This window comes from Vandammella animalimorsus, from assembly GCF_002285285.1.
GTDB classification, from domain to species: Bacteria; Pseudomonadota; Gammaproteobacteria; order Burkholderiales; family Burkholderiaceae_C; genus Lampropedia; species Lampropedia animalimorsus.
On record NZ_NSJF01000003.1, the window covers coordinates 374887 to 401228 of the forward strand.

The 26342-nt window shown below is 66.7% G+C and carries 24 protein-coding genes; 8 read left to right on the plus strand and 16 right to left on the minus strand.

Annotated elements, in window-relative coordinates:
* Positions 1 to 74 precede the first annotated feature (74 nt).
* The 9 genes from rfbB to CK620_RS08225 form a co-directional block, all read right to left on the minus strand.
* Positions 75 to 1136 (minus strand): dTDP-glucose 4,6-dehydratase, encoded by a 1062-nt coding sequence (gene rfbB / locus CK620_RS08185; protein ID WP_095549878.1) that lies wholly within the window; start codon positions 1134 to 1136, stop codon positions 75 to 77.
* Position 1137: 1 nt separating this feature from the next.
* Positions 1138 to 2427, minus strand: a complete 1290-nt coding sequence (gshA, locus tag CK620_RS08190; RefSeq protein WP_095549879.1) for a glutamate--cysteine ligase — start codon at positions 2425 to 2427, stop codon at positions 1138 to 1140.
* Between the two features lie 363 nt (positions 2428 to 2790).
* Positions 2791 to 4041 carry a phenylacetate--CoA ligase family protein gene (locus tag CK620_RS08195; RefSeq protein ID WP_095549880.1) on the minus strand — a complete coding sequence of 417 codons (1251 nt, stop codon included), beginning with the start codon at positions 4039 to 4041 and terminating at the stop codon, positions 2791 to 2793.
* A 43-nt stretch (positions 4042 to 4084) separates the two neighbouring features.
* Positions 4085 to 4909, minus strand: coding sequence for an ABC transporter ATP-binding protein (locus tag CK620_RS08200; RefSeq protein WP_095539643.1), 825 nt, complete (start codon positions 4907 to 4909; stop codon positions 4085 to 4087).
* Positions 4910 to 5022: 113 nt separating this feature from the next.
* Positions 5023 to 6342 (minus strand): ABC transporter substrate-binding protein, encoded by a 1320-nt coding sequence (locus tag CK620_RS08205; RefSeq protein ID WP_095549881.1) that lies wholly within the window; start codon positions 6340 to 6342, stop codon positions 5023 to 5025.
* 73 nt (positions 6343 to 6415) lie between these two features.
* Entirely contained in the window at positions 6416 to 7495 is a 1080-nt protein-coding gene (locus tag CK620_RS08210; RefSeq protein WP_095541610.1) for a branched-chain amino acid ABC transporter permease, read from the minus strand.
* A gap of 27 nt (positions 7496 to 7522) precedes the next feature.
* Positions 7523 to 8452 carry a branched-chain amino acid ABC transporter permease gene (locus CK620_RS08215; RefSeq protein WP_095539646.1) on the minus strand — a complete coding sequence of 310 codons (930 nt, stop codon included), beginning with the start codon at positions 8450 to 8452 and terminating at the stop codon, positions 7523 to 7525.
* 33 nt (positions 8453 to 8485) lie between these two features.
* Positions 8486 to 9271, minus strand: coding sequence for an ABC transporter ATP-binding protein (locus tag CK620_RS08220; protein WP_095541611.1), 786 nt, complete (start codon positions 9269 to 9271; stop codon positions 8486 to 8488).
* A gap of 2 nt (positions 9272 to 9273) precedes the next feature.
* Positions 9274 to 11208, minus strand: coding sequence for an AMP-dependent synthetase/ligase (locus CK620_RS08225; protein ID WP_095549882.1), 1935 nt, complete (start codon positions 11206 to 11208; stop codon positions 9274 to 9276).
* Between the two features lie 235 nt (positions 11209 to 11443).
* Here CK620_RS08225 and CK620_RS08230 point away from each other — a divergent pair, with 235 nt between their 5' ends.
* The 4 genes from CK620_RS08230 to xerD all read left to right on the plus strand — a co-directional run bounded on the left by CK620_RS08230 (position 11444) and on the right by xerD (position 15364).
* A complete protein-coding gene (locus tag CK620_RS08230) occupies positions 11444 to 12166 on the plus strand; it encodes a Crp/Fnr family transcriptional regulator (protein ID WP_095541653.1) in 723 nt (240 codons plus the stop codon).
* Positions 12167 to 12250: 84 nt separating this feature from the next.
* Entirely contained in the window at positions 12251 to 13249 is a 999-nt protein-coding gene (locus CK620_RS08235) for a Bug family tripartite tricarboxylate transporter substrate binding protein (protein ID WP_095541613.1), read from the plus strand.
* A 196-nt stretch (positions 13250 to 13445) separates the two neighbouring features.
* Positions 13446 to 14444 (plus strand): Bug family tripartite tricarboxylate transporter substrate binding protein, encoded by a 999-nt coding sequence (locus CK620_RS08240; protein ID WP_095541654.1) that lies wholly within the window; start codon positions 13446 to 13448, stop codon positions 14442 to 14444.
* Between the two features lie 5 nt (positions 14445 to 14449).
* Positions 14450 to 15364: a site-specific tyrosine recombinase XerD gene (xerD, locus tag CK620_RS08245; RefSeq protein WP_095541655.1), complete on the plus strand. Its 915-nt coding sequence runs from the start codon at positions 14450 to 14452 to the stop codon at positions 15362 to 15364.
* 2 nt (positions 15365 to 15366) lie between these two features.
* Here xerD and CK620_RS08250 read toward each other — a convergent pair whose 3' ends face one another.
* The 3 genes from CK620_RS08250 to CK620_RS08260 all read right to left on the minus strand — a co-directional run bounded on the left by CK620_RS08250 (position 15367) and on the right by CK620_RS08260 (position 17791).
* A complete protein-coding gene (locus CK620_RS08250) occupies positions 15367 to 16449 on the minus strand; it encodes a DUF3014 domain-containing protein (RefSeq protein ID WP_095549883.1) in 1083 nt (360 codons plus the stop codon).
* Between the two features lie 101 nt (positions 16450 to 16550).
* Entirely contained in the window at positions 16551 to 17471 is a 921-nt protein-coding gene (locus tag CK620_RS08255) for a segregation and condensation protein A (protein WP_420894217.1), read from the minus strand.
* 62 nt (positions 17472 to 17533) lie between these two features.
* Positions 17534 to 17791 (minus strand): DUF3460 family protein, encoded by a 258-nt coding sequence (locus CK620_RS08260; RefSeq protein ID WP_095549885.1) that lies wholly within the window; start codon positions 17789 to 17791, stop codon positions 17534 to 17536.
* A 78-nt stretch (positions 17792 to 17869) separates the two neighbouring features.
* On the opposite strand from CK620_RS08260, the gene CK620_RS08265 reads away from it, so the two are divergent.
* The 4 genes from CK620_RS08265 (at position 17870) to CK620_RS08280 (ending at position 22092) form a co-directional block, all read left to right on the plus strand.
* On the plus strand, positions 17870 to 18397 hold the full coding sequence (locus CK620_RS08265) for an outer membrane protein assembly factor BamE (protein ID WP_095549886.1): 528 nt from the start codon (positions 17870 to 17872) through the stop codon (positions 18395 to 18397).
* Between the two features lie 398 nt (positions 18398 to 18795).
* Positions 18796 to 19554: a 3-hydroxyacyl-CoA dehydrogenase gene (locus CK620_RS08270; RefSeq protein WP_095541617.1), complete on the plus strand. Its 759-nt coding sequence runs from the start codon at positions 18796 to 18798 to the stop codon at positions 19552 to 19554.
* A 423-nt stretch (positions 19555 to 19977) separates the two neighbouring features.
* Positions 19978 to 21285, plus strand: a complete 1308-nt coding sequence (locus CK620_RS08275) for a hemolysin family protein (RefSeq protein ID WP_095549887.1) — start codon at positions 19978 to 19980, stop codon at positions 21283 to 21285.
* A 15-nt stretch (positions 21286 to 21300) separates the two neighbouring features.
* Positions 21301 to 22092 carry an endonuclease/exonuclease/phosphatase family protein gene (locus CK620_RS08280; RefSeq protein ID WP_095549888.1) on the plus strand — a complete coding sequence of 264 codons (792 nt, stop codon included), beginning with the start codon at positions 21301 to 21303 and terminating at the stop codon, positions 22090 to 22092.
* Positions 22093 to 22146: 54 nt separating this feature from the next.
* Here the strand turns inward: CK620_RS08280 and CK620_RS08285 are convergent, their stop codons facing one another.
* The 4 genes from CK620_RS08285 to CK620_RS08300 all read right to left on the minus strand — a co-directional run bounded on the left by CK620_RS08285 (position 22147) and on the right by CK620_RS08300 (position 26338).
* Positions 22147 to 23484: an NnrS family protein gene (locus CK620_RS08285; RefSeq protein ID WP_095549889.1), complete on the minus strand. Its 1338-nt coding sequence runs from the start codon at positions 23482 to 23484 to the stop codon at positions 22147 to 22149.
* Positions 23478 to 24371 carry an ATP-binding cassette domain-containing protein gene (locus CK620_RS08290; protein WP_095549930.1) on the minus strand — a complete coding sequence of 298 codons (894 nt, stop codon included), beginning with the start codon at positions 24369 to 24371 and terminating at the stop codon, positions 23478 to 23480. The genes CK620_RS08285 and CK620_RS08290 overlap by 7 nt, the downstream gene beginning before the upstream one ends.
* 8 nt (positions 24372 to 24379) lie before the next feature.
* Positions 24380 to 25177 carry an ABC transporter permease gene (locus CK620_RS08295; RefSeq protein ID WP_238946066.1) on the minus strand — a complete coding sequence of 266 codons (798 nt, stop codon included), beginning with the start codon at positions 25175 to 25177 and terminating at the stop codon, positions 24380 to 24382.
* An 84-nt stretch (positions 25178 to 25261) separates the two neighbouring features.
* Complete coding sequence (locus tag CK620_RS08300) at positions 25262 to 26338, minus strand: ABC transporter substrate-binding protein (protein ID WP_238946067.1); 1077 nt, start codon at positions 26336 to 26338, stop codon at positions 25262 to 25264.
* Positions 26339 to 26342 lie beyond the last annotated feature (4 nt).

Genomic DNA, 26342 nt, shown 5'->3' on the forward strand with positions numbered 1-26342 from the left:
GCCTTGCCAGCGCTGCGGGCTGCCCCAATCCGCTAATTGCCCGCCGTGCAGAGATTTTGAACAGGCGCTCGCGTTCAGGCCGCGGCGTATTGCTTGGCCAGCCAGTCGCGATAGGCGCCGGTTTGCACGTTGCGCACCCAGTCGGCATTGTCCAGATACCACTGGACGGTTTTTTCGATGCCGCTGTCGAAGGTTTCGGCTGGGGCCCAGCCCAGTTCCTGTTGCATTTTGCGCGCGTCGATGGCGTAGCGGCGGTCGTGGCCGGGGCGGTCGGCGACAAAACGGATTTGCTCGGCGTAGCTGAGGCCATCGGCGCGCGGGCGCAGCCGGTCGAGCAGCGCGCAGATGCGGCGCACGATGTCGATGTTGGCCATTTCGTTGTGCCCGCCGATGTTGTAGGTCTGGCCGGGCGTGCCCGCTTCAAGCACGCGGCGAATGCCGCTGCAGTGGTCCTTGACGTAGAGCCAATCGCGGATCTGCTGGCCATCGCCATAGATGGGCAAGGGCTTGCCGGCCAGGGCGTTGGTGATGACCAGCGGGATGAGCTTTTCCGGAAAGTGCAGCGGCCCGTAGTTGTTGCTGCAGTTGGTGGTCAGCACCGGCAGGCCGTAGGTGTGGAACCAGGCGCGCACCAGATGGTCGCTGGCGGCCTTGGTGGCGCTGTAGGGGCTGTTGGGCTCGTAGGGGTGTTGCTCGGTGAAGGCCGGCGCATCGGGCGCGAGCGTGCCGTACACCTCGTCGGTGGAGACGTGCAGGAAGCGAAACGCTGCCTTCTCGGCCCCGTCCAGCGCGCCCCAGTGCGCGCGGGCAGCCTCCAGCAGGCGGAAGGTGCCCAGCACGTTGGTGTGCAAGAAGTCCTCCGGGCCGTGGATGGAGCGATCCACATGGCTTTCGGCGGCAAAGTGCACGATGGCGCGCGGCCGGTGCTCGGCCAGCAGGTTGGCTACCAGCTCGGCATCGGCAATGTCGCCTTGCACGAACTGGTGCCGCGCATCGCCTTGCAGCGGCGCCAGGTTCTGCAGATTGCCTGCGTAGGTGAGCTTGTCCAGTGTGACTACGGGCTCACCGACGCGCTCGATCCAGTCGAGCACGAAATTGGCGCCGATGAAACCAGCGCCGCCAGTGACAAGAATCATGTCAGTACACCTCCGCCTCGGGGTTGGTGCGCTCAAGCTCGTAGCTGGCCGCCAGCATGGCCAGGCGCCCGATGACGCCATACATGTAGAAGCGGTTGGGCAAGGCCTCGCCGGGCTTGCCCTTGGCATCGAGCACGTGGCCAGGCTCAAAGCTCAGTGGCAGAAAGGTCGCGCCCGGCGCGTTCAGGTTTTCCTCAGCGCCCTTGCTGGCGTGGGTGCGGTAAAAGCCGCCCACCACGTAGCGATCGAGCATGTACACCACCGGCTCGGCCGTGGCGCCGTCGATGCTTTCGATGGTGGCCACGCCCTCCTGGATCAGCAGATCGCTGACCTGCTGGCCGTCCTTGATGACCGACATCTTGTTCTTGGTGCGGCGGTTGATGCTGTCCAGTTCGGCTGCGTCCTGCACCATCATCACGCCCATGCCGTAGGTGCCGTTATCGGCCTTGATGGCCACGTAGGGCTTCTCGGTGATGCCGTATTCCTTGTATTTGCGCCGGATCTTGGCGAGCACGGCGTTGACGTTTTCTTGCAGGGCCTCAATGCCCTGGCCCTGTGCAAAATCCACCCCCGTGGCCTGAGCAAACACCGGGTTGATCAGCCAGGGGTCGATGCCCAGCATCTTGCCGAAGCTCTTGGCCACGTCGTCGTAGGCCTTGAAATGCTGGCTCTTGCGGCGCACGCTCCAGCCAGCATGCAGCGGCGGCAGCAGGAACTGCTCGTGCAGGTCTTCCAAAATGCCCGGCGTGCCTGCCGACAAATCGTTGTTGAGCAAGATCGTGCAGGGGTCGAACTGCTTGACCTGCAGGCGGTGCTTGGTGCGGTTGACTGGTTCGAGCAGCAGCTCTTCGCCATTGGCCAGCGTCACCGTCGTGTCCTCGGTGATCTCCGGGCTGATCGAGCCGATGCGCACATTCAGGCCGGCGGCGCGGAAAATGCGCTGCAACTGCGCCACGTTGGCCAGGTAGTAGGGGTTGCGCGTGTGGTTCTCGGGGATCAGCAGCAGATTGCGCGCCTCCGGGCAAATCTTCTCGATCGCCGCCATCGTGGCCTGCACCGCCAGCGGCAGCATCTCTGCCGTGAGGTTGTTCCAGCCGCCAGGGAACAGGTTGGTATCCACCGGCGCAACCTTGAACTGCGCATTGCGCACATCCACCGAGCAGTAAAACGGCGGCGTGCGCTCCATCCACTCCAGGCGGAACCAGCGCTCAATGGCGGGCATGGACTCAAGAATGCGCTGCTCCAGCTCGCTGATCGGGCCAGTCAATGCGGTGACGAGGTGGGGAACCATGGGTCTATGTCCTTCATGCATCAAAACCCGGCCATTGTAGTCAGCCCATGCCATGCGCCACGGGCCGGCAGCGTGCCCATTGGGTAACGCGGCCAATGCCTGCCAACGCCTCAGCGACTGAAAGCCTGTCCAAAGTCTCCGCGCGCGCGGGCAAGCAGTGGGTTGGGAGGGGTGGCACGGCACAAAGCCGCAGGCCGCACAAATCCACTTTCTTGCCAGCCGTGCAGAGCTTTTGAACAGGCTTCAATAGCAAAAAGGAGGGGCACGGCCCAAGATGCGCGGGCCAGCCCCTCTTTTTTCACCTGCACCGATCGCCCGGCGCCTGCGCTGGCGGCAGCCGACGGGCGCGGGCAACGCACTCAGTCAATCGTAGCTGCGCGCGTCCTCGATGACTTTGCCGTCGTTGGGCAGGCTGCCCGGCGGCACCAACTGCACCTCGCCGCGCAGTTTGGTGACTTCGCGGATGGTGTCGGCAATCTGCCCGGCCAGGCCGCCGGAGGTTTCGGTGGTCTCCACCAGCAGCTGCATCTGATCGCTGGCCATGGCGCCGCTGACGACCAAGCGCGCCTTTTGCACCTGCGGGTAGCGCCGCGCGATTTCGGCCACCTGGGCCGGATGCACGAACATGCCGCGCACCTTGGTGGTCTGGTCGGCGCGGCCCATCCAGCCCTTGATGCGGGTGTTGGTGCGGCCGGTGGGGCATTGGCCGGGCAGCACGGCAGAGAGGTCGCCGGTGCCAAAGCGGATCAGCGGGTAGTCCGGGTTCAGCGTGGTGACCACCACCTCGCCCACTTCGCCTTCGGGCACGGGCTCGCCGGTGCCGGGGCGCACGATTTCGACGATCACGCCTTCGTCGAGCACCAGGCCCTCACGGGCTTCGGTTTCATAGGCGATCAACCCCAGGTCGGCCGTGGCATAGCACTGGTAGCCTTCGATGCCGTGTTGCTGCAGCCATTCGCGCAGCGAGGGCGGGAAGGCTTCGCCCGAGACCAGGGCTTTTTTCAGGCTGCCGATGTCCAGCCCCATAGCCTGGGCTTTTTCCACCAACAGTTTGAGGAAGCTGGGCGTGCCGGCATAGGCGGCCGGGCGCAGTTCGGCAATGGCCTGGGCCTGTTGCTCAGTCTGGCCGGTGCCGGCGGGGAAGACGGTGCAACCCAGCGCATGGGCGCCGGTTTCCATCATCGAGCCTGCGGGCGTGAAGTGGTAGCTGAAGCTGTTGTGCACCAGCTCTCCCGTTTGCAGGCCGGCCGCGCGCAGCGCGCGCGACATGCGCCAGTAATCGACGGCCACGCCCTCGGGCTCGTAGATCGGGCCTGGGCTGGCGAACACGCGCCGCATGGCCGGGCCGAAGCCGATGGCGCTGAAGCCGCCGAACAAGTCCTGCGCGCGCTGGGCCTTCTGGCGTTCGAGCAGTTCGTACTTGCGCGTCACCGGCAGCTGTGCCAAGGCTTGACGGCTGGTGATGGCGCTGGCGTCCACGCCCTGCAAAATGTCCGCAAAGGCGGCGCTGCGGCGCTGGGCGTTGGCCACCTGGGCGGCCAGGGCGGCCAGCAGCGCTTGCTCGCGCTCTTGTGGCGCGCGGGTTTCCAGGGAATCCAGGTTGGGGCTGGTCATGCAGTCTCCTCCAATCAAACGAGTCGGTCAGGGCGCTGGTGCATCAGGCCAGCCAGCGCTTGCGTCGCTTGTAGCTCTTGATGTCGCGGAAGCTCTTGCGGCCTTCGCCGCCGATGCCCAGGTAGAACTCCTTGACGTCGGCGTTGTTGGCCAGCTCCTGCGCTGGGCCGTCCATGACGATGCGGCCCGATTCCATGATGTAGCCGTAGTCGGCGTACTTCAGGGCCATGTTGGTGTTCTGCTCCGCAAGCAGGAAGGTGACTTTTTCTTTGGTGTTGAGGTCTTTGACGATGTGGAAGACCTCTTCGACGATCTGCGGCGCCAAGCCCATGCTGGGCTCGTCGAGCAGCACGATGGAGGGGTTGGCCATCAGTGCGCGGCCAATGGCGCACATCTGCTGTTCGCCGCCGGAGGTGTAGGCGGCCTGGCTGGTGCGGCGCGTTTTCAGGCGCGGGAAGTAGGTGTAAACCTTCTCCAGGTTGCGCGCGATCTCGGCCTTGTCGGTGCGGGTATAGCTGCCCGTCATCAGGTTTTCCTCGATGGTCAGGTGGGCAAAGCAGTGCCGCCCTTCCATGACCTGCACCACGCCGCGCTTGACCAGATCGGATGGCGAGAGGTTTTCGATGCGCTCGCCGCGCAGCTCGATGCTGCCTTTGGTGACTTCGCCGCGCTCGGCCTTGAGCAGGTTGGAGATGGCGCGCAGCGTGGTGGTCTTGCCCGCGCCGTTGCCGCCCATCAGGGCGACGATGCTGCTCTCGGGCAAGGCCAGCGAGACGCCCTTGAGCACCAGGATCACGTGGTTGTAGATGACCTCGATGCCATTGACATTGAGCACGATGGGGGCGGTGGTGGATGCGGCGTTGTTCATGTGAGAAAACCTCGTCGTCGAAATGGCCCCGCCTGCACGGCGGGGCAATGCGTGCCAACGGCTGGCAGGCGGCGCTGCTGCGCGGCAGCCGCCTGCCCAGCCATCAGGCCCGCTCAGCTGCAGTCGGATTCAGGGCGCACAGGCACCTTCTTCTCGTCGGCGTAGCGCTTGGCGGTGGCGTCCACCAGCGGCTTGATGCGGGCTTCGTCAGCCTGGATCCAGTCGGTGGTGTAGCTCCAGGCCTTGCCATCCCAGGTGTGGATGCGCGCCTGCATGTTGCCCATGTGGTCTTTGCAGCTGGTCTTGATCGGGCTGAGCACGCCTTTGAAGCCCAGCGCGTCGAGCTTGTCCTGCGTCAGGTCCAGGTTCTCCAGGCCCCAGCGCACTTGATCGCCAGTCATGACCTTGCCTGTGCCGAATTTTTCCTGCGCAGCGCGGATGCCTTCCACGCCGATCATGGCGCTGAAGACGCCGCGCAGGTACAGCACGTCGCCCACTTCCTCTTTCGGGCCAGTGCCCTGGCCCTTGTCGTGCAGCGTGGCCAGGATCTCCTTGACGATGGGCGAGCTCTTGTCGGCCGAGTGCATCAGCGTCACGGCGTTGTAGCCCTTGGCGCCTGCGCCCACGTCCTTCACATCAGGCTCGGCGCCAGCCCACCACACGCCGTACATCTTCTCGCGCGAATAGCCAGTGGCCTGGGCTTCTTTCAGCGCGGTGGAGTTCATCACGCCCCAGCCCCACAGCAGCACGTAATCGGGGCGATCACGGCGCACCTGCAGCCAAGTGGACTTCTGCTCCACGCCCGGCGCGGTCACAGGCAGCAGCTGCAGCGTGAAGCCCTGCTGCTTGGCCATTTCCTGCAGCAGCGGGATGGGCTCCTTGCCGAACGGGCTGTCGTGGTAGACCAGCGCGATCTTCTTGCCCTTGAGCTTGTCCATGCCGCCTTCCTTGTCGGCAATGGCCTTCATGATGACGTCAGCGGCCACCCAATAGGTGCCGCCCAGCGGGAAGTTCCACTTGAACACCATGCCGTCCTGGCTTTCGCTGCGGCCATAACCGGTGGTGATCAGCGGCACCTGGTCAACAGGGGCCTTCTCGGTCAGCGCGAAGGTCGCGCCGGTGGACCAGGGATGCACCAGCGCCGCGCCGCCGCCCTTGGTCTTGAGGCGCTCATAGCACTCCACGCTGCGCGCCGTGTCGTAGCCGGTTTCGCACTCTTCGAAGGCGATCTTCACGCCATTGACGCCGCCCTTGGCGTTGATGTACTTGTAGTAATCGACCATGCCGTTAGCGATCGGCGTGCCGTTGGCGGCGTAAGCGCCAGTGCGGTAGGTCAGCACCGGAATGAACTGCTCCTGCGCCATGGCGGCAGGCGCTGCCAGCGACGCGGCCACGGCAACCGCAGCGGTGATCAGGTTCAGGGAACGTTTCATGGTTGTCTCCTTTGAGGGGGGTGAAAAGAGTCGGGCGCGGCGCTGACAGCGCCCGCCCAGGCAGCGCCGGGCATCAGTGCGGGAAGGGCCAGACGCGCAGCTTTTGCTTGGCCGTGGACCAGAGCTTGGCCAGGCCGTGCGGCTCAACGATCAGGAACCACACAATCAGTGCGCCGAAAATCATCAGTTCAGCGTGCGAGACCGCAGTGGTGGAGAACTCCACCCCCACCAGGCTCGCCAGCACCGGCAGGATGCGCGTGAGCGCAATGGGCAGCACCACGATGAAGGCCGCGCCAAAGAAACTGCCCATGATGGAGCCCATGCCGCCGATGATGACCATGAACAGCAGCTTGAGCGACATGGCCTCCAGCGAGAACGCGGCGGGCTCCCACGCGCCCAGGTAGATGAAGGCCCACAGCGCGCCGGCCATGCCGACGATGAAGCTGCTGACGGCAAAGGCGCTGAGCTTGGCGTACAGCGGGCGGATGCCGATCACGGCGGCGGCCACGTCCATGTCGCGGATGGCCATCCACTCGCGCCCGGTGGCGCTGCGCACCAGGTTCTTGGCCAGCAAGGCGATGATGACCAGCACCGTCAGGCAGAACAGGTACTTGGCCACAGGCGAATCCAACGGCATGCCAAACACCTTCAGGTTGGACACCGACACCGAGCCCGAGGGCGAATCCATGGTGAACCAGGTCACGCGCAGGAACATCCAGTCGGCAAAGAACTGCGCCGCCAGCGTGGCCACAGCCAGATACAGCCCCTTGACGCGCAGGCTGGGCAGGCCAAACAGCACGCCAAACACCATGGCAGCAATGCCGCCGATGATCAGCGCCACCACCAGCGGCATGCCGGGAATGCGCATATAGGCGTTGTAGGCCGCATAAGCGCCCATGGCCATGAAGGCGCCCGAGCCCAACGAGATCTGGCCGCAGTAACCCACCAGGATGTTCACCCCCAGCGCTGCCAGCGACATGATGACGAAGGGCAGCAGGATGGACAGGAACAGGTAGTCACTGGCCAGCAGCGGCACGCCGATGAAGGCAAAGGCCAGGATCAGGCCGATGGCGATGCGATCCTGCCGGATCGGGAAGATCTGCTGATCGGCCCGGTAGCTGGTCTTGAACTGACCGTTTTCTCTATAGAACATGCTTTATGACTCCTTGGATCCTGTGTGTCACACACGGTCGATGATCTTCTCGCCGAACAAGCCTTGTGGCCTGAAGAGCAGGAACACCAGCGCCAGCACGTAGGCAAACCAGATTTCGATGCCGCCGCCCACGTAGGGGCCCAGGTAGACCTCGGAGAGCTTCTCGCCCACGCCGATGATCAGCCCGCCGATGATGGCGCCGGGCACCGAGGTCAGCCCGCCCAGGATCACCACCGGCAACGCGCGCAGCGCCACCGTGGCCAGCGAGAACTGCACGCCCAGCTTGCTGCCCCAGATCATGCCGGCCACCAGGGCCACCATGCCGGCCACCGTCCAGACGATGACCCAGATGCGCGAGAGCGGGATGCCGATGGATTGCGCCGCCTGGTGATCGTCGGCCACGGCGCGCAGCGCGCGGCCCGTGCCGGTTTTCTGGAAAAACAGTGTCAGCAGCGCCACCAGCGCGGCAGCGATCAGCGCGGCGATCAGGTCTTCCTTGTTGACCAGCACGCCGCCTTCGAACATGGACTCCAGCACGAACACCGGGTCCTTGGGCATGCCGATGTGGATGGAGTAGATCTCGCTGCCGAAGATGGTCTGGCCCACGCCCTCGAGGAAGTAGGTGATGCCCAGCGTGGCCATCAGCAGCGTGGCGCCTTCCTGGTTGACCAGGTGGCGCAGCACCAGTCGCTCGATGAACCAGGCCACCACGAACATGATCAGCGCGGCGATCACAAAGGCGCCGATGTTGGCAAACCACGGGTTGTCGATGCCCGTCCACTTGGGCAGCCATTCGGAAAAGCGCGCCATCGCCAGCGCGGCGAACAGCACCATCGCGCCCTGCGCGAAGTTGAACACGCCGCTGGCCTTGAAGATGAGCACGAAGCCCAGCGCCACCAGCGAATACAGCATGCCCGTCATCAGGCCGCCAAACAGGGTCTCAAGAAAAAATGCCATGATGGGTCTCCTTCGATTTCTTGCAGCCCCTGCTCAGTGCGACGTGCCCAGGTAGGCGCGGATCACGTCTTCGTTGTGCACGACTTCCGAAGGCGGGCCATCGCCGATCTTCTTGCCGTAATCGAGCACCACCACGCGGTCGGAGATGTCCATCACCACGCCCATGTCGTGCTCGATCAGCACGATGGTGGTGCCGAACTCCTCGTTCACGTCGATGATGAAGCGGCTCATGTCCTGCTTCTCTTCCAGGTTCATGCCGGCCATGGGCTCGTCGAGCAGCAGCACCTGCGGCTCCATGGCCAGCGCGCGGCCCAGGTCGACGCGCTTTTGCAGGCCGTAGGGCAGCTGGCCCACGGGCGTCTTGCGGTAGGCCTGGATTTCCAGAAAGTCGATGATGTGCTCGACGAACTCGCGGTGGCGAATTTCCTCGCGCTCGGCCGGGCCCCAGCGCAGCGCCTGCAGGAAGATGTTGCTTTTGATCTTCAGATTGCGGCCGGACATGATGTTGTCGATCACGCTCATGCCCTTGAACAGCGCCAGGTTCTGGAAGGTGCGCGCCACCCCCATCTCCGCCACCTGACGGCTGTTCATGTGGCTGAAGGTCTGGCCGCGGAAGGTGATGGAGCCCTCGCTGGGCGTGTACACGCCGTTGATGCAGTTGAGCATCGAGCTCTTGCCCGCGCCGTTGGGGCCGATGATGGAGCGGATCTCGTGCTCGCGCACGTTGAAGCTGATGTCGGTCAGCGCCTTCACGCCGCCAAAGCGCAGGCTGATGTTCTTGATGTCCAGAATGACATCGCCGATTTTTCTGCTGCTCATGCTCAGGCCGCCTTTCTTGCCGCAGGGTAGGTTTTCGCGTCGAGGATTTGCAGCGTCGCGCTGACGCTGCCGGTGCGCCCGTCCTCGAACTTCACCTGGGTTTCAATGAACTGTTCCTTCTTGCCGCCGTACAGCGCGTCGATCAGCACGGCGTACTTCTCGGCCACGAAGTTGCGGCGAATCTTGCGCGTGCGCGTGAGCTCGTCGTCGTCCGGGTCCAGCTCCTTGTGCAGCACCAGAAAGCGCGTGACCTGAGTGGCCTCCATGCCCTCCTCGCTGGCCAGCTCCTGGTTCACCTTGGCCACGCACTCGGCAATCATCTCCAGCACCGGCGGCTTGCCGGCCAGATCCACATAGCCGCCGTAGGGCAGGTTGCGTTTTTCAGCCCAGTTGCCCACGGCCTCGTAGTCGATGTTGATGAAGGCGCAGACCTCATCGCGGTTGTGGCCAAAGCACACGGCTTCTTTGATTTGGGGGAAGAACTTGAGCTTGTTCTCGATGTAATTGGGCGCAAACATCGCGCCGCCGTTGAGCTTGCCCACGTCCTTGGCGCGGTCGATGATGCGCAGATGCCCCTCGGAGTCGAGCACGCCGGCGTCGCCGGTGAGGAAGTAACCATCCTCGTTGATGACCTCGGCCGTGGCGTCCGGGCGCTTGTAGTACTCCTTGAGCACCGATACGCCCTTGACCAGCACCTCGCCGTTGTCGGCGATCTTCAACTCGATGCCTGGCGCCGCCTGGCCCACGCTGTTGAGCTTGACGTGGCCGTTCTTCTGGATGCAAACATAGGCGCAGGTCTCGGTCTGGCCGTAGAGCTGCTTGAGGTTCACGCCGATGGAGCGGAAGAACTTGAACAGCTCAGGCCCAATGGCCGCGCCGGCCGTGTAGGCCACGCGAATGCGCGAGAAACCCATCACATTGCGCAGCGGCCCATAGACGAAGAAGTTGCCCAGCGCGTACTTCAGGCGATCGAGCCCGCCCACGCTCTTGCCGTCCAGGATGTCGGCGCCCACGCGCTGGGCCACGTCCATGGCCTTGGCGTACATCCAGCGCTTGAGCGGCGAAGCATCCTCCATGCGGATCGAGACATTGGTCAGCAGCCCCTCGAACACGCGCGGCGGCGCAAAGTAATACGTCGGGCCGATCTCCTGCAGGTCGATCTGCACCGTCGCCGAGGACTCGGGGCAGTTGATCGTGAAGCCTGCCACCAGCCACTGCGCGATCGAGAACAGGTGATCGCCTACCCAGGCCGGCGGCAGGTAGGAGATCACGTTGTCGTCCTTGTTCAGCCCATCGACCTGCACCCCGCCCTGCGCCGCAGTGGCAAAGGAGCGGTGCGTCTGGCACACGCCCTTGGGCTTGCCCGTCGTGCCCGAGGTGTAGAGGATCACCGAAACATCATCGGGATGGCCGGCCTGCACCTGCTGCTCGAACGCGCCTGGATGCTGCTGATCCCACTGGCGGCCCATTTCCAGCAATTGCTCGACGCTGACCAGGCAATCTTGCTGGTAGCTGCGCATGCCGCGCGGATCGTCATACACGATGTACTGCAATTGCGGGAAGGTCTCGCGGATCTCCAACAGCTTGTCCACCTGCTCCTGATCCTCGGCAAAGACCACGTGCACCTCGGCATCGGCCACGACATAGGCCATCTCCGAAGCCACCGCATCCTGGTACATCGGCACCGGCACGGCGCGCAAGCACTGCGCGGCCAGAAAGCTCATGTACGCATAGGGGCGGTTGCCCGACACCAGCGCCAGATTGCGCCCTTCGCTCAAGCCCAGCGCCGCAAACCCACAGGCCAGGTGACGCACATCACGCGCCACCTCGCGCCAGTTCCAAGTCTGCCAAATACCGTATTCCTTCTCCCGGATTGCTGGATCCTCGGGCCGTTGCTGGGCATGCTGAAGCAGCAGCCGGGGAAATGTCGTCTCCATGTCCTGTGCCTTTCTCTGCAAGAACGGGTCTTTCAAGCGCCTGCACCACCCGGGCCGATCGTGACTGCACGCTGCCAAGCAACGCCCGCCACCCGTGTCATCCGAGGGGAATGCAGGGCGGCATGATAGCCATCAGTTTGACGTTTTTCTGTCCTTGCAACGACAATCTTGGGTAAACCCTAGGCAGGTATTTCCCTGGTTTTTCCAGACTGAAACTGCCCCTATGTTTCGCAGCATGAGAAGCCCTATTCCAGAACGCCGCTTGCCCGCCATCGTGCAGCAGCGCCGCGCGCCCACCGAGGACGAGCTCGCCGCCATCCCCTGGCTGGCGCGCCTCAAGCCCCAGGATCGGCGCTTTGCCGAAAAAGCCATCGAAGTGGGCCAGATCCCGCAGGGCGACTTCATCTGCATTGCCGGCAAGCCCGTGCGCTACTGGCTGGGCGTGGTCGATGGCCTGTTCAAGATGAGCAACAACCGCGTTGATGGCACCACCATCAGCTACGCGGGCATTCCCAAAAGCTGCTGGTTCGGCGAGGGCACGGCCCTCAAGCGCGAGCCCTATCGCTACAACATCCAGGCGCTGCGCAAAAGCACCATCGCCGCGCTGCCGCTGGAGGCCTTCCACACCCTGCTGGATCGCTCCATCGAGTTCAACCGCGTCATCATGGGCCAGCTCAACGAGCGCGTGGGCCAGTTCATCGCCGGGCGCGAGATGGATCGCCTCTCCAACCCCGATGCGCGCGTGGCGCGCTCACTGGCCGCGCTGGTCAACCCCGTGCTGGCCCCCAACGCCGACCGCAGCCTGCGCATCACCCAGCAAGAGCTGGCCTACCTGATCGGCCTGTCGCGCCAGCGCGTGAACATGGCGCTGGTGCGACTGCAGGCCCAGGGCCTGGTACAGCTCGAATACGGCGGCCTGCAAGTGCTCGAGCCCGCCACGCTGGCGCAGTACGAATAGCTCCGGCACTGGCGCGCCCATGCCATGATGGCGCGCGCCGCTGATGTCGGCCATCACCCATCCAACAAACCGAGGAGACACCCTATGCGCATTTCACGCCGCCACTTCAACCGCCGCTTGCGCCACTATTGCACCGCTGCCGCCATCGCCCTGGGCCTGGGCAGCAGCGCGCTGGCGCAGTCGGACTACCCCAGCAAGCCGGTGCGCATCCTGGTGCCGTTTGCCGCCGGCGGCACGACCGACATCATCGCCCGCACCATTGCCGAGCCGCTGGGCAAGGAGCTCGGGCAAGCCGTGGTGGTCGAGAACAAAGGCGGCGGCGGCGGCACCATCGGCGCGACCGAGGCGGCGCGCGCACCGGCCGATGGCTATTTGTTGAGCATTGCCACGGTCTCCACCACCGCATCCAATCCGGCCATCAACCCAAAGGTGGCATACAAGCCGCTGACCGACTTCACCCCGATCATCAACATTGCCGCCACGCCCAACATCATCGCAGTGCATCCCTCATTCCCGGCCAAGAGTTATGAGGAGTTCGTCAAGGCCGTGCAAGCAAAGCCCGATGGCTATGCCTATGCCTCGTCGGGCACGGGCGGCATCGCCCACTTGCAGATGGAGCTGTTCAAGACTTTGACCGGCCTGTCCATGCAGCACATTCCTTACCGCGGCTCGGGCCCGGCGCTGGCCGATGTGGTGGCCGGCCAGGTGCCGATCCTGTTCGACAACCTGCCTTCCTCGATGCCCTTCATCGCCAGCGAGCGGCTGCGCCCGCTGGCCATTGCCGCGCCCGAGCGCATTGCAGCGCTGCCGCAGGTGCCCACCTTCAAGGAGCTGGGCCTGGAGCCGGCCAACCGCATGGCCTACTACGGCATCGTCGGCCCCAAGGGCCTGCCCGAGCCCATCGTGCAAAAAGTCCACGCAGCCACCGCCAAGGTGCTGCAGGATCCTGCCGTGCGCAAACGCATCGAGGACACGGGCGCGCAAATCGTCGCGGGCAGCCCTGCGGAGTTTGCCGCGCAGATCAAGGCCGAGTACGAGGTCTATGCCGACGTGGTCAAGAAACAGAAACTGACGCTGGAGTGAGCGACCACTGCAGCCGCATTGGCCGCACGCACCGCTGCCGCCCGCGCAGCAGCGGCTGCGCTGCGGCAAAGCTGGGTATATTCGGGCGCGGCGCGCGCACCGCATGAGTGCACGCAATATCTTCTTGCTCGCCCCTGCCGGTATGGCGCGGGGCGTGACCGCCTTCTTCCACCGGAACCAACAGGAAACGATCTTCATGACGCTGTCCCGCCGCTGCTTCACACGCCAACTTGCCTCTGCGCTGGCCTGCTGCACCCTCAGCCTGGGCGCAGGCCAAGCCATGGCCGAGCAGACCGAATACCCCGAGCAGCCCATCGAGCTGCTGGTGCCCTTTGCCGCTGGCGGCACAACCGACATCATCGCCCGCGCCATTGCCGAGCCGCTGGGCAAGGAGCTGGGCCAGCCGGTGCTGGTGGTTAACATCGATGGCGAAGGCGGCATCGCAGGCGCGCAGCAGATCGCGCGCTCAGCCGCCGACGGGTATCGGCTGGGCATCGCCACAGTCTCCAGCATGGCCTCCAACCCGGCCATCCACCCCGATGTGGGCTACCACCCGCTGAACGATTTCAGCCCCATCATCCACATCGCCTCGACACCCAATCTGCTGTCGGTGCACTCCTCGTTCCCGGCCAAGAGCTACGCCGAATTCGTCAAGGCCGTGCAGGCCAAACCCGATGGCTATCGCTATGCCTCATCGGGCACGGGCGGCATCGGCCATTTGCAGATGGAATTGCTGCAATCGCTCAGCGGCCTGGCGATGCAACACGCCGCTTACGGCGGTGCCGGGCCGGCGCTCAACAGCGTGGTGACGGGCGAGGTGCCGATCCTGTTCGATAACCTGCCCTCCTCGCTGTTCTCCGTCACCAGCGGCAAGCTGCGCCCCATCGCCATTGCCGCGCCCGAGCGCATTGCCGCGCTGCCCCAGGTGCCCACTTTCAAGGAGTTGGGCCTGGAGCCGGCCAATCGCATGGCCTATTACGGCATCGTCGGCCCTAAGGATCTGCCCAGGCCCATCGTCTACAAAATCCACGCCGCCACTGCCAAGGTGCTGGGCATGGCCAACGTGCGCCAGCGCATTGAGGACACCGGCGCACAAGTCATTTCGGGCAGCCCCGAGGAGTTTGCCGCGCAGATCAAGGCGGAATACGAGGTCTATGAGGAGCTGGTCAAGCAGCGCAAGCTGACCCTGGAGTGAGCGCCGTGTCGCACGGCACAGCAGCGCCCGATGACCAGGCGCTGATTGAGCGTTTTGCCGACAGCCTGTGGCTGCACGATGGCCTGTCGCGCAACACGCTGTACGCCTACCGCAAGGACCTGGAGCTGTTTGCCGCCTGGCTGGCGCAGCAGCGCCCGCCCGTGGCGCTGCAGGCCGCCGGCGAGGCGCACATCCAAGCCTACTTCGGCGCCCAACACGCCAACACCCGGCCCAGCACGGCCAACCGCCGGCTCACGGTCTTCAAGCGATTTTTCCGTTGGCTGCTGCGTGAGGGCCTGCGCAGCGACGACCCCACGGCGCGCGTGCTTGCTGCGCGCCAGAGCCTGCGCATCCCCAAAAGCATGAGCGAGGCCCAGGTCGATGCCCTGCTGGCCGCGCCCGACACCAGCACGCCGCTGGGCCTGCGCGACAAGGCCATGCTGGAGCTGATGTACGCCAGCGGCCTGCGCGTGAGCGAGCTGGTGGCGCTCAAAACCCACCAGCTGCGCATGGCCGAAGGCATCGTGCACATCAGCGGCAAGGGCGGCAAAGAGCGCCTGGTGCCCTTTGGCGCCGTGGCCCAGCAATGGCTGCAGCGCTACGCACAGCAGGCGCGCGCAGCCATTCTGGGCGGCCAGCTCAGCGACGATTTCTTCGTCACCGCGCGCGGCCAAGGCATGGGCCGCGCCATGTTCTGGGCGCTGGTGAAGAAGTACGCGCAGCAGGCCCAGATCACGCAGCCGCTGTCCCCCCACACGCTGCGCCACGCCTTCGCCACGCACCTGCTCAACCACGGCGCCGACCTGCGCGCCGTGCAAATGCTGCTGGGCCACAGCGACATCTCCACCACCACCATCTACACCCATGTGGCGCGCGAGCGCCTCAAGCAACTGCACGCCAAGCACCACCCGCGTGGGTGATGTCACTGGCTGGGCGGCGGCGCATCTGCGCCGGCTGCTGGGGCATTGGTGGCGATCTCGGCCCGCAGGGCGCGCAGCTTGGCCTTGACCAGACGCGCATGTTCCGGGCCGATGCGCACCAGGATTTTCTGCCCAGCCGACAGGGCTTCGAGCTGCGGATCCTCGAACTCATAGCGCACCCAGGGCTGCAGCGAGGGCACCTGGCCGCGCACCGGCATCAGGCGCACGCGCGGCGCTTGCGGTTCTGGGGCCTGCAGCAAGTGGTCGATGACGGCCACCAACCGGTCATTGAAGTACGCCTGCGGATAGCCCAGCTCCTCATAGGCCTGTTGGAACAGCGGGTAGTGCTGGCGGTAGCTGCGCGCCAACTCGGCCGCATCCAGCCCTTGCAGCAGCGCTACGGCGGCAGCATAGCGGGCGCTGTTGGCCTGGGCGATGGCCGCGCCGCCTTCGGTGGCCAACTCCTGCACGGTGAAGCGCTCTCCCGTAGGGTGTACCGGCCAGAGCATGGCCGAGGCGCGCGGCCGGCTGAGGTTATCCACCGTGGCCACGAAGCGGCGCACGAAGCGGTCGCTGCGCACCAGCGCCTGCATGGGCTGCGGCCCAGCCAGGGACGCCAGCACGCCAGCCATGGCCGCGTCCGAGGCGTCCAGCGCAGGCAGCGCAGCGCGGGCCTGGGCGAGGGCCTGGGCGTCTGCGCCTTCCTGCCCTGGCGCCGACCAAGGCGCAATGGGATGGCGCGGCGCGGCATCCAATGCCTGACCCAGCGCAGCGGCGCCATCGGCCCCGCCCGCCTGTGGCGCGCTGGCCTGGGCATCGCCCGGACTGTCGGGGGGCGCTGACGAAGGCTGGGCCGGCTCAGCCGGGCGCTCGTCATCGCGCAGCTGCTGCGCCCATTGCCGGGCCTGCTGCGCGCCCTGCTCCAGGCCATGGCGCACCGTCTCGGGCAGTGCCCCTGGCGTGCGCCAGGCCCACCACAGCGCCGCAGCGGCCAGCAGCAACAGCGCCAGCGTGGCCCAGCCCCATGGGAAGCGGCGTCGCGCCGCATGGATGCGGTCAGCGCCCGCGCGAACTCGTTGGCTCATGGCAAAAATCTCCCAGAGTAAGCAAGCGCCTGTTCACGGGCTCGTGAGCAAGCTTCGGAACGTTTTTATGAGCTTCGCGAACCCGCGAAGTTCATCGCCACTCACATGGGCGCTGCGGCCGCATCGGCCTGTTCGCCTGCTGCGCCCTCTGCATCGTCGCCCCCAGCCGGGGCGGGCTCATGCTGGCGCGCCAGCACGTAGATGGGAGCAAAGGCCTCGGCCTGTACGACTTCGATCAGGGTTTCCTTGGCCAGCTCCAGCAGTGCGATGAAGGTCACCACCAGCACGGGCACGCCCAGCTCGGGGCGGAACAAAGCCTCGAACGGCACGTAGGGCTTGCCCTGCAGATCGCGCAGCACATGGCTCATGTATTCGCGCACGCTGAGTTTTTCACGCGTGATGGTGTGGTGCGCCACCAGCTTGCTGCGCCGCACGATGGCCAGCCAGGCGCGGCGCAGGTCTTCGGGCTCGACATGCGGCAGCACGGGCGCGAGCTCCAGGTCGAAATGCGCCTGCGTGGGCCAGAAGTCGCGCCCCGGCTGCGGCAGGGCATCGAGCGCGCGCGCAGCCAGCTTGGTTTTCTCGTATTCGAGCAGGCGCTGCACCAGCTTGGCGCGCGGGTCGGGCTCGTCCTCCTCCTCGGCGGCGGGCGGGCGCGGCAGCAGCATGCGCGACTTGATCTCGATCAGCATGGCCGCCATCAGCAGGTATTCGGCCGCCAGCTCCAGGTTGCGGTTGCGGATTTCCTGCACATAGCCCATGTACTGCTGGGTCAGCGGCCCCATGGGGATGTCCAGGATGTTGAAGTTCTGCCGCCGGATCAGGTACAGCAACAAATCCAGCGGCCCTTCAAAGGCTTCGAGGAAGATTTCCAGCGCATCGGGCGGGATGTAAAGGTCGGCGGGCAGCTCGAACAGCGGCTCGCCGTAAAGGCGCGCCAGCGCCTCTCCTTGAGGCGGCGGGGGCAAAGGCCCGTCTGGCGCGGGCGCATCAGCGGCGGGCTGCTCCGCAGCCGCACCCATCATCGGCTCGGGGTCGCCGTGCACGTGGACTCAAAAACCAGCGGGCGCGCAGCCTGCCCGCTTCAGCCCTGGCTGCCGGGGCCTGGCTGCTCGTCGGCAGCGGCCGGCTCGGCGTGATCGGAATTGGTCTGGTAGACGTAGGGCTTTTGCGCCACCTGGCCAGCTCGGAACTGGGCCCACAGGCGCGGGTTGACATCCTTGTCCCACAGCAAATCGCGCCCGGCCTGCTGCTGCGCATCCAGATAGGGGCGCTCGGCCTTGAGCTGGTCGATAAAACGGGTGGCGTCGGACTCGTAGTGGGGGCGTTGGAAGATTGACATAGACTTGGCTCGGCGGGGCAGACACAAGCCGCCGATTCTACGCCGCCCACCTTTGTCTTTCCCTTTCACTCTTTAGCCATGGCCCATTCCTTGCGCATCTTCCCCAAGCTGCGGCGCACGCTGCTGCTGGCCGCCCTGCTGCCGCTGCTGCAGGCCTGCGACCCCATCGCCCTGGACAAGCTCTCCATCGGCCAATCCACCGAAGCCGACGTGCGCGATGCCATGGGCGCGCCACACCAAATCTGGCCCGAAGCCGACGGCAGCCGCACGCTGGAGTACAACCGCCAGCCGGCTGGCCACGTCAATTACATGCTGGTGATCGGCCCGAATGGGCGGCTGCAGGCCATCCGCCAAGTGCTCACCGCGCAGGAGTTCGCCAAAGTCCGCCCCGGCATGCACTACGACCAGGTGCGCCGCTTGCTGGGCAAGCCCGCCAAGGACGTTTGGTACCCGCTGCAGCAAGAGCACCACGTGGACTGGCGCTATCTGCAGGACGCCACCACCAAAGGCATGTTCACCGTCGTGCTCGATGCCCAGCGCGTGGTGCGACGCGCCTACACCGGGCCGGATATGGATGAGGAATACCGTTCGGGCGGGCGGCGCTGAGCGCAGCCGCACAGCCTTGCCCACACCCCGAAAGGCGCGCCAACTGTTTGATTTACATAGCGTTTACCTGGTAGTCCACAAAATCTGTGGATAACTTTGTGGAAAAGCCCTGGGCAGCCGCAACCAATGCTTGTCATTGCGTGCGCAGCGGTAGATCGCACAAAATTTCAGCAAGCGCCAAAAAATCAAAAAGTCTTTCTTTATCAATAGGTTGCAAATCGATATTGAAAACATGCGCTTTGCCTACCCATCCCCTTGGGCGCGGCGCGGCGGCCCTCTTGACAGGCCCTGGCAATGTGCATAACTGCCTGCAGCGCCCTCTGGGGCCGCGCCTTATATGAAGCCTTTGCTACAGCTTCTACAATCGCCGCGCTAGATTCACCACCAAAGGAGACTCCATGAAAATCCAAGGCAATGCATTCATCGTCACTGGCGGCGCGTCCGGCCTGGGCGAAGGCACAGCGCGCATGCTCGCCGAGCAGGGTGGCAAGGTCGTGATCGCCGACCTGCAGGTCGAGCGCGGCGAGGCCGTGGCCAAGGAAATCGGCGCAGTGTTCGTCAAGACCGACGTCACCAACGAGGCCGATGGCCAGGCGGCCGTGGCCGCAGCGCAAAAGCTGGGCAAGCTCTCTGGCCTGGTCAACTGCGCAGGCATCGCCCCGGCGCAGAAGACCGTGGGCAAGAAAGGCGCGCACGACCTGGCCACCTTCAGCAAAGTGGTGCAGATCAACCTGGTGGGCAGCTTCAACATGATCCGCCTGGCCGCCGCCGCCATGGTCGGCAACGAGCCGGAAGAAACCGGCGAGCGCGGCGTGCTGATCTCCACGGCCAGCGTGGCCGCCTACGATGGCCAGATCGGCCAGGCTGCCTACAGCGCCTCCAAGGGCGGCGTAGTGGGCATGACGCTGCCCATTGCCCGCGATCTGGCCCGCGATGGCATCCGCAACATGACCATCGCCCCCGGCATCTTCGGCACGCCCATGCTGTTTGGCATGCCACAGGAGGTGCAGGATGCGCTGGCCGCCAGCGTGCCCTTCCCCAGCCGCCTGGGAACCCCGCAGGACTACGCCAAGCTGGCGCGCCACATCATCGAGAACGACATGCTCAACGGCGAGGTCATCCGCCTGGACGGCGCCATCCGCCTGGCGCCCAAGTGAGCATCCAGGGCGGGCCATGCATGGATCAATCTGCATGCCTTCGAACAGGCTCTTAGAGCCGCCTGCCCTTGAATTCACCGCGCACAGCGCTCGCCCCGGGATCGGGGTGCGCGCGCCAGCGTGAAGATTTTGAGCGCAGGCTCTTCGTCGCCGCGCCAGCCGGTTTCGGGTGGCGCGGCGGTTTGCGTTACGATACGTTTCTTCTCAACTTCCCGCCACGCCCGGTCGTGGTGCGTTCTGCAGGTCTGAGTCAGGCCATGCAGCAGCGCGCACCTGCACTACACGGCGTGGCGACTGCCTGATGGAACCTCCCAGTTGCCGCTGGCACCTGCAGCCAGCCCGCGCCTTCGCCTTTTTGCATCTTTCCCTGCCCAGCCGCCGCGCCCACTGCTCGGTTGAGCCTGTCCTGTACGGAGGCCCGGCATGGCAGTGCTGATTCTCGTTGGCCTGGTGGTGCTCAATGGCATGTTTGCCATGTCCGAGATTGCTCTGGTCACGGCGCGGCGTGCGCGCCTGCAGGCCATGGCCGACGAAGGGGATACAGGCGCGGCCTTGGCGCTCAAGCTCGGGCAGGATCCGACCCGTTTTCTCTCGGCCATCCAAATTGGCATTACCTCCATCGGCCTGCTCAACGGCATCGTCGGCGAGGCCGTACTGGCGGCCCCACTGGCAGCCTGGCTGGTCGCGCTGGGCATGCCCGCCACCACGGCCAGCATCGTCGCCACGGTGGCCGTCATCATCGGCGTGACTTACATCTCCATCGTCGTGGGCGAGCTGGTGCCCAAGCGCCTGGGGCAGATCTCCCCTGAATCGGTAGCGCGCATCGTGGCCTTCCCGATCCACTGGCTGGCGCTGCTGACGCGCCCCTTTGTGTGGCTGCTGGCGTTTTCCACCAATGCCTCGCTCAAGCTGCTGGGCGCGCGCCAGGCGGCCGATGACGGCGTCACCGCCGAGGAAATCCGCGCCGTGCTGGCCGAGGGCTCACAGTCCGGCGTCATCGACCAGAGCGAGCACGACATTGTGCGCAACGTCTTTCGCCTCGACGACCGCGAGGTCGGCTCGCTGATGACGCCGCGCACGGACATTGTCTTCATCGACCTGCAGGCCTCGGACGAGGAAAACCTGCGCCGCATCACCGAATCCGGGCACACCCGCTTTCCGGTCTGCAATGGCGGGCTGGATCAAATCCTAGGCTACATCCACGCCAAGCAAGTGCTGGCGCGCGTGACCAGTGGCCAGGGCCCGGACTTCGCGCGCGACCTGCACACCAGCCTGTACGTGCCCGAGACCCTGACTGGCATGGCCCTGCTGGAGCAGTTCCGCGCCAACAGCCTGCAAATGGCCTTCGTCGTGGACGAATACGGCGAAACTGGCGGTATCGTCACCCTGCAAGACGTGACCGAGGCGCTGACCGGCGAGTTCACCACCCACAATGCCGACGACGCCTGGGCGCGCCAGCTGAGCGAGGATGCCTGGTCGCTGTACGGCACCATCCCCAACGTGGAGCTCAAGGACCGCCTGGGCCTGAGCAGCGTGCCCGAGGAAGAACGCGGCCACTACCACACGCTCAGCGGCATGTTCATGCTGCTGCTCGAACGCATCCCCCAGGTGGGCGACACCATCGAATGGCAGGGCTGGCGCTTCGAGGTCGTGCAAATGGACGGCAAGATGGTCGAGCGCGTCACCGCCACCCGCCTACAGCCTGCCACACCGCCGACGCCGGGGGCTTGAGGGGCCGCGCACCACATGCACCAAGAGCACAGCCCCCACGTCCACCTGGCCCAGCACGAAGATGCCCAGGCGCCCGAGCTGCTGCGCATCGTCACCTACAACATCCACAAGGGCGTGCAAGGCCTGGGGCCGCTGAGCCGGCTGGAAATCGGCAACCTGGGCCTGGCCATCGAGCAGCTCGACGCCGACATCGTCTGCCTGCAGGAAGTGCGCAAGCACAACCTGCGCGGCCAGGCGCGCTTTGCCCACTGGCCGGCGCAGCCGCAGGCGCAGTATCTGGCGCCCGAGGGTTACGAGGCCGTCTACCACACCAACGCCATCACGCGTCACGGCGAGCACGGCAACGCCCTGCTGACGCGCTGGCCCGTGCTGCGCTCGCAGCAGCGCGACATCTCCGACCACCGGCTGGAGCAACGCGGCATCCTGCACGCCGAGATCAACGTCGGCGGCCACATCGTGCACGTGCTGGTGGTGCACCTGGGCCTGATTCACATCAGCCGGCTGCGCCAGATCGCCATGATCCGCGAGTTCGTGCGCGAGCACATCCCGGCGCACGAGGCCGTGGTCGTGGCTGGCGACTTCAACGACTGGGGCGACCAGACCGGCCTGCTGCTGCGCGAGACCGGCTTCATCGAATACGACGCCCAGCGCGCCTTCACCTACCCCTCGCGCCTGCCAGTGGTGCAGCTCGACCGCATCTTCGTGCGCCGGCTCGTGCCGCAATCGATCTTCGTGCCGCGCGGGCGCATCTGGTGGCGCATGTCCGACCATCTGCCGCTGGTGGCCAGCTTCCGCTTCGCGCAATAAAGGGCGGTCTGCGGCGGGCGGCCCAGGCCGCGCAGCGCCCATCACATCACCCCATCACGCCAGCGCATCAGGCCGCTGCGCCAGCCCTGCGCAGCCCTCAGCACCGTCGGCGCGCGGGGCCAGCCACACGGGCAGCATGCGCCAGGCCATCAGGGCGAAGGCAGCGCACCACAGCGCGGCGGCCAGGCCCAGCCAGAGCAGGGCCGGCGCGGCCGCGTAGGCCAGCAGCCGGCACAGCGCGCCCAGCAGCAGGCAGGCCGCGCCTGCTGGCGCCCAGGGGCGGCCGGCCTTGTCCAGACCGCTGTGGGTGTAGCCGGCGATGACCATGACCACGAACACCGCCAGCCCCATGGCGCCCACGGCCAGCAGGTGCCAGCCCGCGCCTGGGGCCAGGCCCGGCATTTGCAGGCCCAGTCCGGCCAGGCCCAGCAGGCCATAGCCCGCCGCCATGCAGGCATAGACCAGGTACAGCAGCAGCGGCCAGCGCGTCAGCAACGGGCGGCCCACGTGCCAGTCGCCCATCAGCGCCAACACGGCGGCACTGGCGGCCAGTGCCAGCCAGCCGCCCATGGCCGGCAACGGCGCCCAGCCCCAGTGCTCCTGTGCCCATTGCGCCAGCGTGTACAGGCCGATGCACAGCAGCGCCATGTTGCGCCGCGGCGGGCGCGCCAAGTAGGGCTCGGGCAAGGCGATGGGTGTCGCTGCAGAGGCGCGGGCGGCATGGGCGTCGATCGCGTCGTTGACCACGCGCATGGAGATGCGGCTCATGGCGATGACGATCAAGGCCATCAGCACGCCCAGCAGCGCGTGCAGCCAGCGCATGGGGTACAGGCCGCGCAGCGCGTCGGCATAAAAGCCCGCCGCCGCCACGGCCATGAGGGCGATGGCCCACAGGAAGGAGAGGTGGCGTCGCTGCGCGTCGCGCCACAGCGGCGGGGCCAGCAGCGCCGCCAGGCCCAGCAGCAGGCCCAGGTGCGCCAGGGCCGAGAGCGCCAGCGCCACCTGCGGCCACCAGCCGCTGGCCCAGAAGGCCGGGCGCCCGGCCAGCCACAGCAGCGCCAGGCGGCGCACGGCGCGGGCGCTGGCCGGCGGGGTGCCGGTGAATTCGGGCACCGCCGTCAGCGCGAAGCCGGCGGTGGCGGCCAGGGCAAAGCCCAGCAACAGCTCGTGCGCATGCCACACGAAGGGCCCGCCGGGCACGGCCGGCAGCGGCCAGCCCAGCAGCAGGAACAGACCCCAGGCGGCCATCAGCCCCAGGGCAGAGAGCACGGCCAGGGCGAAAAAGGGCCGAAAGGGGCACAGCCACAGCGGGTGCGCCAAGTCGGCCAGGCGGGGCAAGCTGCGCCAGTGCAGGCCGCGCCAGCCGGGCTCGGGGTGCGGGCGATTCAGCATCCCTGCCTTTCAGGCGGCGGGGCCGCCACGGCCTGGCCGATGGCAAACAGGCTGGCGTCATCGCCCAGCTCGCCAGATGCCACCGCATCGCCCGGCCCGGCCTGGGCTGGCGCGGGCAGGCCGAAGGCGGCGCGCACGGCCGGCTGGGCCAGCAGCACGGCGCTTTGGCGATGCACCCAGGCTTCGCTGCGCTGGGCGGCGGGCAGGGGCAGATCCAGGCGCCAGCAGACGCGCCCGGGCTGGCCGGCCATGACGAGCACGCTGTCGGCCAGGGCCACGGCCTCCATCACGTCGTGCGTGATCATCAGCACGGCCAGCGGGCGGCGCGCCCGCTCGGCCAGCAGCAGGCGGTGCATTTGGGTTTTCAGGCCGATGTCCAGCGCGGCAAAGGGCTCGTCCAGCAGCAGCAGCTCGGGCGCCAGCACCAGCGCGCGCGCCAGGGCGGCGCGGCTTTGCATACCGCCGGAGAGCTGGTGCGGGTACTGCGCCAGGGCCAGCGCGTCCAGGCCCAGCGCCGCGCCCATTTGGCGCGCGGCCTGCAGTCGCTGTGCACGCGGCAGGCCGCGCGCCTTCAGGCCCAGGGCGATGTTGTCCTCGATGCGCTTCCAAGGCAGCAGGCGCGGCTGCTGAAACAGCATCACGCTGTGGGCAAAGCCGTTGTCGATGCGCCCGGTCTGCAGCGGCTCCAGGCCGGCGCACAGGCGCAGCAGCGTGGTCTTGCCGCAGCCCGAGGGCCCCAGCAGCGCCATGCAGCGCCCCGGCAGCAGGTGCAGCGACACGCCCTGCACGGCCAGGCGCGGGCCCCAGGCGTGGTCCACGCCGTGCAGGCGCAGGCCGGGCGGCGGCGCGGCGGGGGCGGCAGCCGCTGCGGCGGGGACGGCGGGCATGGCGGCGCTCATGGCGCGGGCTCCCGCCAGCGCTCGATCTCGCGCTTGATGGGCTCCAGCACCAGGTATTCCAGCGCCAGCAGCAACAGCACCACGGCGCCGATCCAGGCCAGCGTGGCGGGCATGTCCAGCTGCGCGCGGCTGGCCGCCAGCGCCGCGCCCACGCCGGTGCTGGAGGAGAGCAGCTCGGCCATGACCACCACGCGCCAGGCGCTGCCCAGGGCCACCACCCAGGCCGGGAACAGGTAGGACAGCACGTGCGGCAGGTACACGTCCCAGACGCGGTCGCGCCAGCGCAGGCCATAGCCTTGCGCCAGCTCGCGCCAGTGCGCATCCAGCGTGCGCGCGCCCTGCAGGGCGCTGGCGAACACCACGGGAAAGCAGGCGATGAAGACGGTGAACACCGGCGTGCCATCGCCAGCGCCGAACCACAGCATGGCCAGCACCAGCCAGGCAATGGGCGGCGTGCCCATGAGCACCGTGACCCAGGGCCGCGCCAGCAGCGCGGCGGTGGCGAAGCTGCCGGCGGCCACGCCCAGCAGGCTGCCCGCGCCCACGGCCAGCGCCAGGCCTATCAGCGCGCGCCGCGCGGTGACGGCCAGCTCGGCCCACAGCGGCCCGCCCTCAGCGGCCAGCGCGCGCAGACTGTGCGCGGCCTGCAGCGGCGTGGGCAGCACCAGCGGGCCGTACAGCGCGGCCAGCGCCTCCCACGCGGCCAGGCCCAGCAGCAGGCTGGCGATGGCGCCCCAGCCGCTCCACAAATACCCGGGCAGCCGGGCCAGCCATTGGGCAAGCAGTTGCATCATGGGCCTTCACTATTTTTTTGAGAGCGGCTCGCGCTTGGTGGCCAAGCGCGAGCGCCTTATTCATTCAACAGACGCTTTGCGCGGTCACGCGCCGCCATAAAAGCCCGCATCGGGCAGCTGGCCGCCGATCAGGCCGGGCTGGCGCGCGTGCAGCTGCGTGAAGAAGAACTCCAGCTCGGGCCGGGCCTGGGCCGCGGGCACGACTTGGCCGGGCACGGCGCGGATGGCGTCGGCCACGCCCTCGGGCGTGAGCACGGGCACGCGCGCGGCCACGGCCTGGCCGCAGGCCTCGGGCTGGGCGTTGCACCATTGCTGGGCCTGGGCATAGGCCTGCGCGAAGCGCGCCAGCAGGGGCGCGTTGTCCACGTGCCGGCCCATGGCGGCGATGCCGGCCTGCGGCATGCGCGGCGCGCGGCCGAAGGCGTGGCCCCATTCCTGCTGCATGTCCACACTGCGATGCAGCTCGGGGGCGATGGCGCTGACGGGCAGGCTGCGCGACTTGCGCAGCCCCACCGAGACGGCCGGCTCGGCCAGCAGGGCGTGATCGGCGCGGCGGGTGAGCAGCAGCTGCATGGCATCCAGCGGCGTGGCCGCATAGCGCAGGCCGATGCTGCCCGCGCCGCTGTCCACTGGCAGGCCCAGCTTGTCGGCCACGGTGCGCAGCACGATGTCGGGCATGTCACCACGAAAGGGCATGACCAGCTCCTGTCCTTTCAGGTCCGCCAGGCGCTGGATGGCCGGGTCGCGCGAGACGACGAACAGCAGGCCCCAGATGCTGATGTTCTGCAATTGCAGCTTCACGCCCCGGTTGTAGAGGTTGGCCGCCACGTTGCTGGGCATGGCGATGAAGTCGGCCCCGCCCTGCACGGCCAGGGCGCGCAGTTGGTCTGGATCTTTCCAGGCCGTGAACGTGACCTGCTCGGCCACGTCGCCGAGCAGGCCCGCCTCCACGATGCGGATCAGCGGGTTGCTGACCGAGGCGCTGGGCCCGGCCAGCTGCAGCTTGGGCAGCCTGGCTGGAAGTGGCTGGCCCTGGCCAGACGCAGGGCTGGCCGTGGGGCCGGGCGTGGCACTGGTCTGAGCGCGCAGCCAGGGCGCGGCCAGGGCGGCGCCGGCGATGAGGCCGGTCTTGAACAGCAGGGTGCGTCGGGTCGTGGTCATGGCT

What these genes read in the sequence shown, in the direction of transcription:
- CK620_RS08275 (WP_095549887.1), top strand. Translation starts at nt 19,978, where the DNA reads ATGGCAGTGCTGATTCTCGTTGGCCTGGTGGTGCTCAATGGCATGTTT.
- CK620_RS08200 (WP_095539643.1), bottom strand. Translation starts at nt 4,909, where the DNA reads ATGAACAACGCCGCATCCACCACCGCCCCCATCGTGCTCAATGTCAAT.
- CK620_RS08230 (WP_095541653.1), top strand. Translation starts at nt 11,444, where the DNA reads ATGAGAAGCCCTATTCCAGAACGCCGCTTGCCCGCCATCGTGCAGCAG.
- CK620_RS08210 (WP_095541610.1), bottom strand. Translation starts at nt 7,495, where the DNA reads ATGTTCTATAGAGAAAACGGTCAGTTCAAGACCAGCTACCGGGCCGAT.
- CK620_RS08250 (WP_095549883.1), bottom strand. Translation starts at nt 16,449, where the DNA reads ATGAGCCAACGAGTTCGCGCGGGCGCTGACCGCATCCATGCGGCGCGA.
- CK620_RS08255 (WP_420894217.1), bottom strand. Translation starts at nt 17,471, where the DNA reads ATGGGTGCGGCTGCGGAGCAGCCCGCCGCTGATGCGCCCGCGCCAGAC.
- CK620_RS08290 (WP_095549930.1), bottom strand. Translation starts at nt 24,371, where the DNA reads ATGCCCGCCGTCCCCGCCGCAGCGGCTGCCGCCCCCGCCGCGCCGCCG.
- CK620_RS08285 (WP_095549889.1), bottom strand. Translation starts at nt 23,484, where the DNA reads ATGCTGAATCGCCCGCACCCCGAGCCCGGCTGGCGCGGCCTGCACTGG.
- CK620_RS08215 (WP_095539646.1), bottom strand. Translation starts at nt 8,452, where the DNA reads ATGGCATTTTTTCTTGAGACCCTGTTTGGCGGCCTGATGACGGGCATG.
- CK620_RS08295 (WP_238946066.1), bottom strand. Translation starts at nt 25,177, where the DNA reads ATGATGCAACTGCTTGCCCAATGGCTGGCCCGGCTGCCCGGGTATTTG.
- CK620_RS08280 (WP_095549888.1), top strand. Translation starts at nt 21,301, where the DNA reads ATGCACCAAGAGCACAGCCCCCACGTCCACCTGGCCCAGCACGAAGAT.
- CK620_RS08240 (WP_095541654.1), top strand. Translation starts at nt 13,446, where the DNA reads ATGACGCTGTCCCGCCGCTGCTTCACACGCCAACTTGCCTCTGCGCTG.
- CK620_RS08265 (WP_095549886.1), top strand. Translation starts at nt 17,870, where the DNA reads ATGGCCCATTCCTTGCGCATCTTCCCCAAGCTGCGGCGCACGCTGCTG.
- CK620_RS08220 (WP_095541611.1), bottom strand. Translation starts at nt 9,271, where the DNA reads ATGAGCAGCAGAAAAATCGGCGATGTCATTCTGGACATCAAGAACATC.
- CK620_RS08205 (WP_095549881.1), bottom strand. Translation starts at nt 6,342, where the DNA reads ATGAAACGTTCCCTGAACCTGATCACCGCTGCGGTTGCCGTGGCCGCG.
- CK620_RS08195 (WP_095549880.1), bottom strand. Translation starts at nt 4,041, where the DNA reads ATGACCAGCCCCAACCTGGATTCCCTGGAAACCCGCGCGCCACAAGAG.
- CK620_RS08260 (WP_095549885.1), bottom strand. Translation starts at nt 17,791, where the DNA reads ATGTCAATCTTCCAACGCCCCCACTACGAGTCCGACGCCACCCGTTTT.
- CK620_RS08300 (WP_238946067.1), bottom strand. Translation starts at nt 26,338, where the DNA reads ATGACCACGACCCGACGCACCCTGCTGTTCAAGACCGGCCTCATCGCC.
- gshA (WP_095549879.1), bottom strand. Translation starts at nt 2,427, where the DNA reads ATGGTTCCCCACCTCGTCACCGCATTGACTGGCCCGATCAGCGAGCTG.
- CK620_RS08270 (WP_095541617.1), top strand. Translation starts at nt 18,796, where the DNA reads ATGAAAATCCAAGGCAATGCATTCATCGTCACTGGCGGCGCGTCCGGC.
- CK620_RS08235 (WP_095541613.1), top strand. Translation starts at nt 12,251, where the DNA reads ATGCGCATTTCACGCCGCCACTTCAACCGCCGCTTGCGCCACTATTGC.
- rfbB (WP_095549878.1), bottom strand. Translation starts at nt 1,136, where the DNA reads ATGATTCTTGTCACTGGCGGCGCTGGTTTCATCGGCGCCAATTTCGTG.
- CK620_RS08225 (WP_095549882.1), bottom strand. Translation starts at nt 11,208, where the DNA reads ATGGAGACGACATTTCCCCGGCTGCTGCTTCAGCATGCCCAGCAACGG.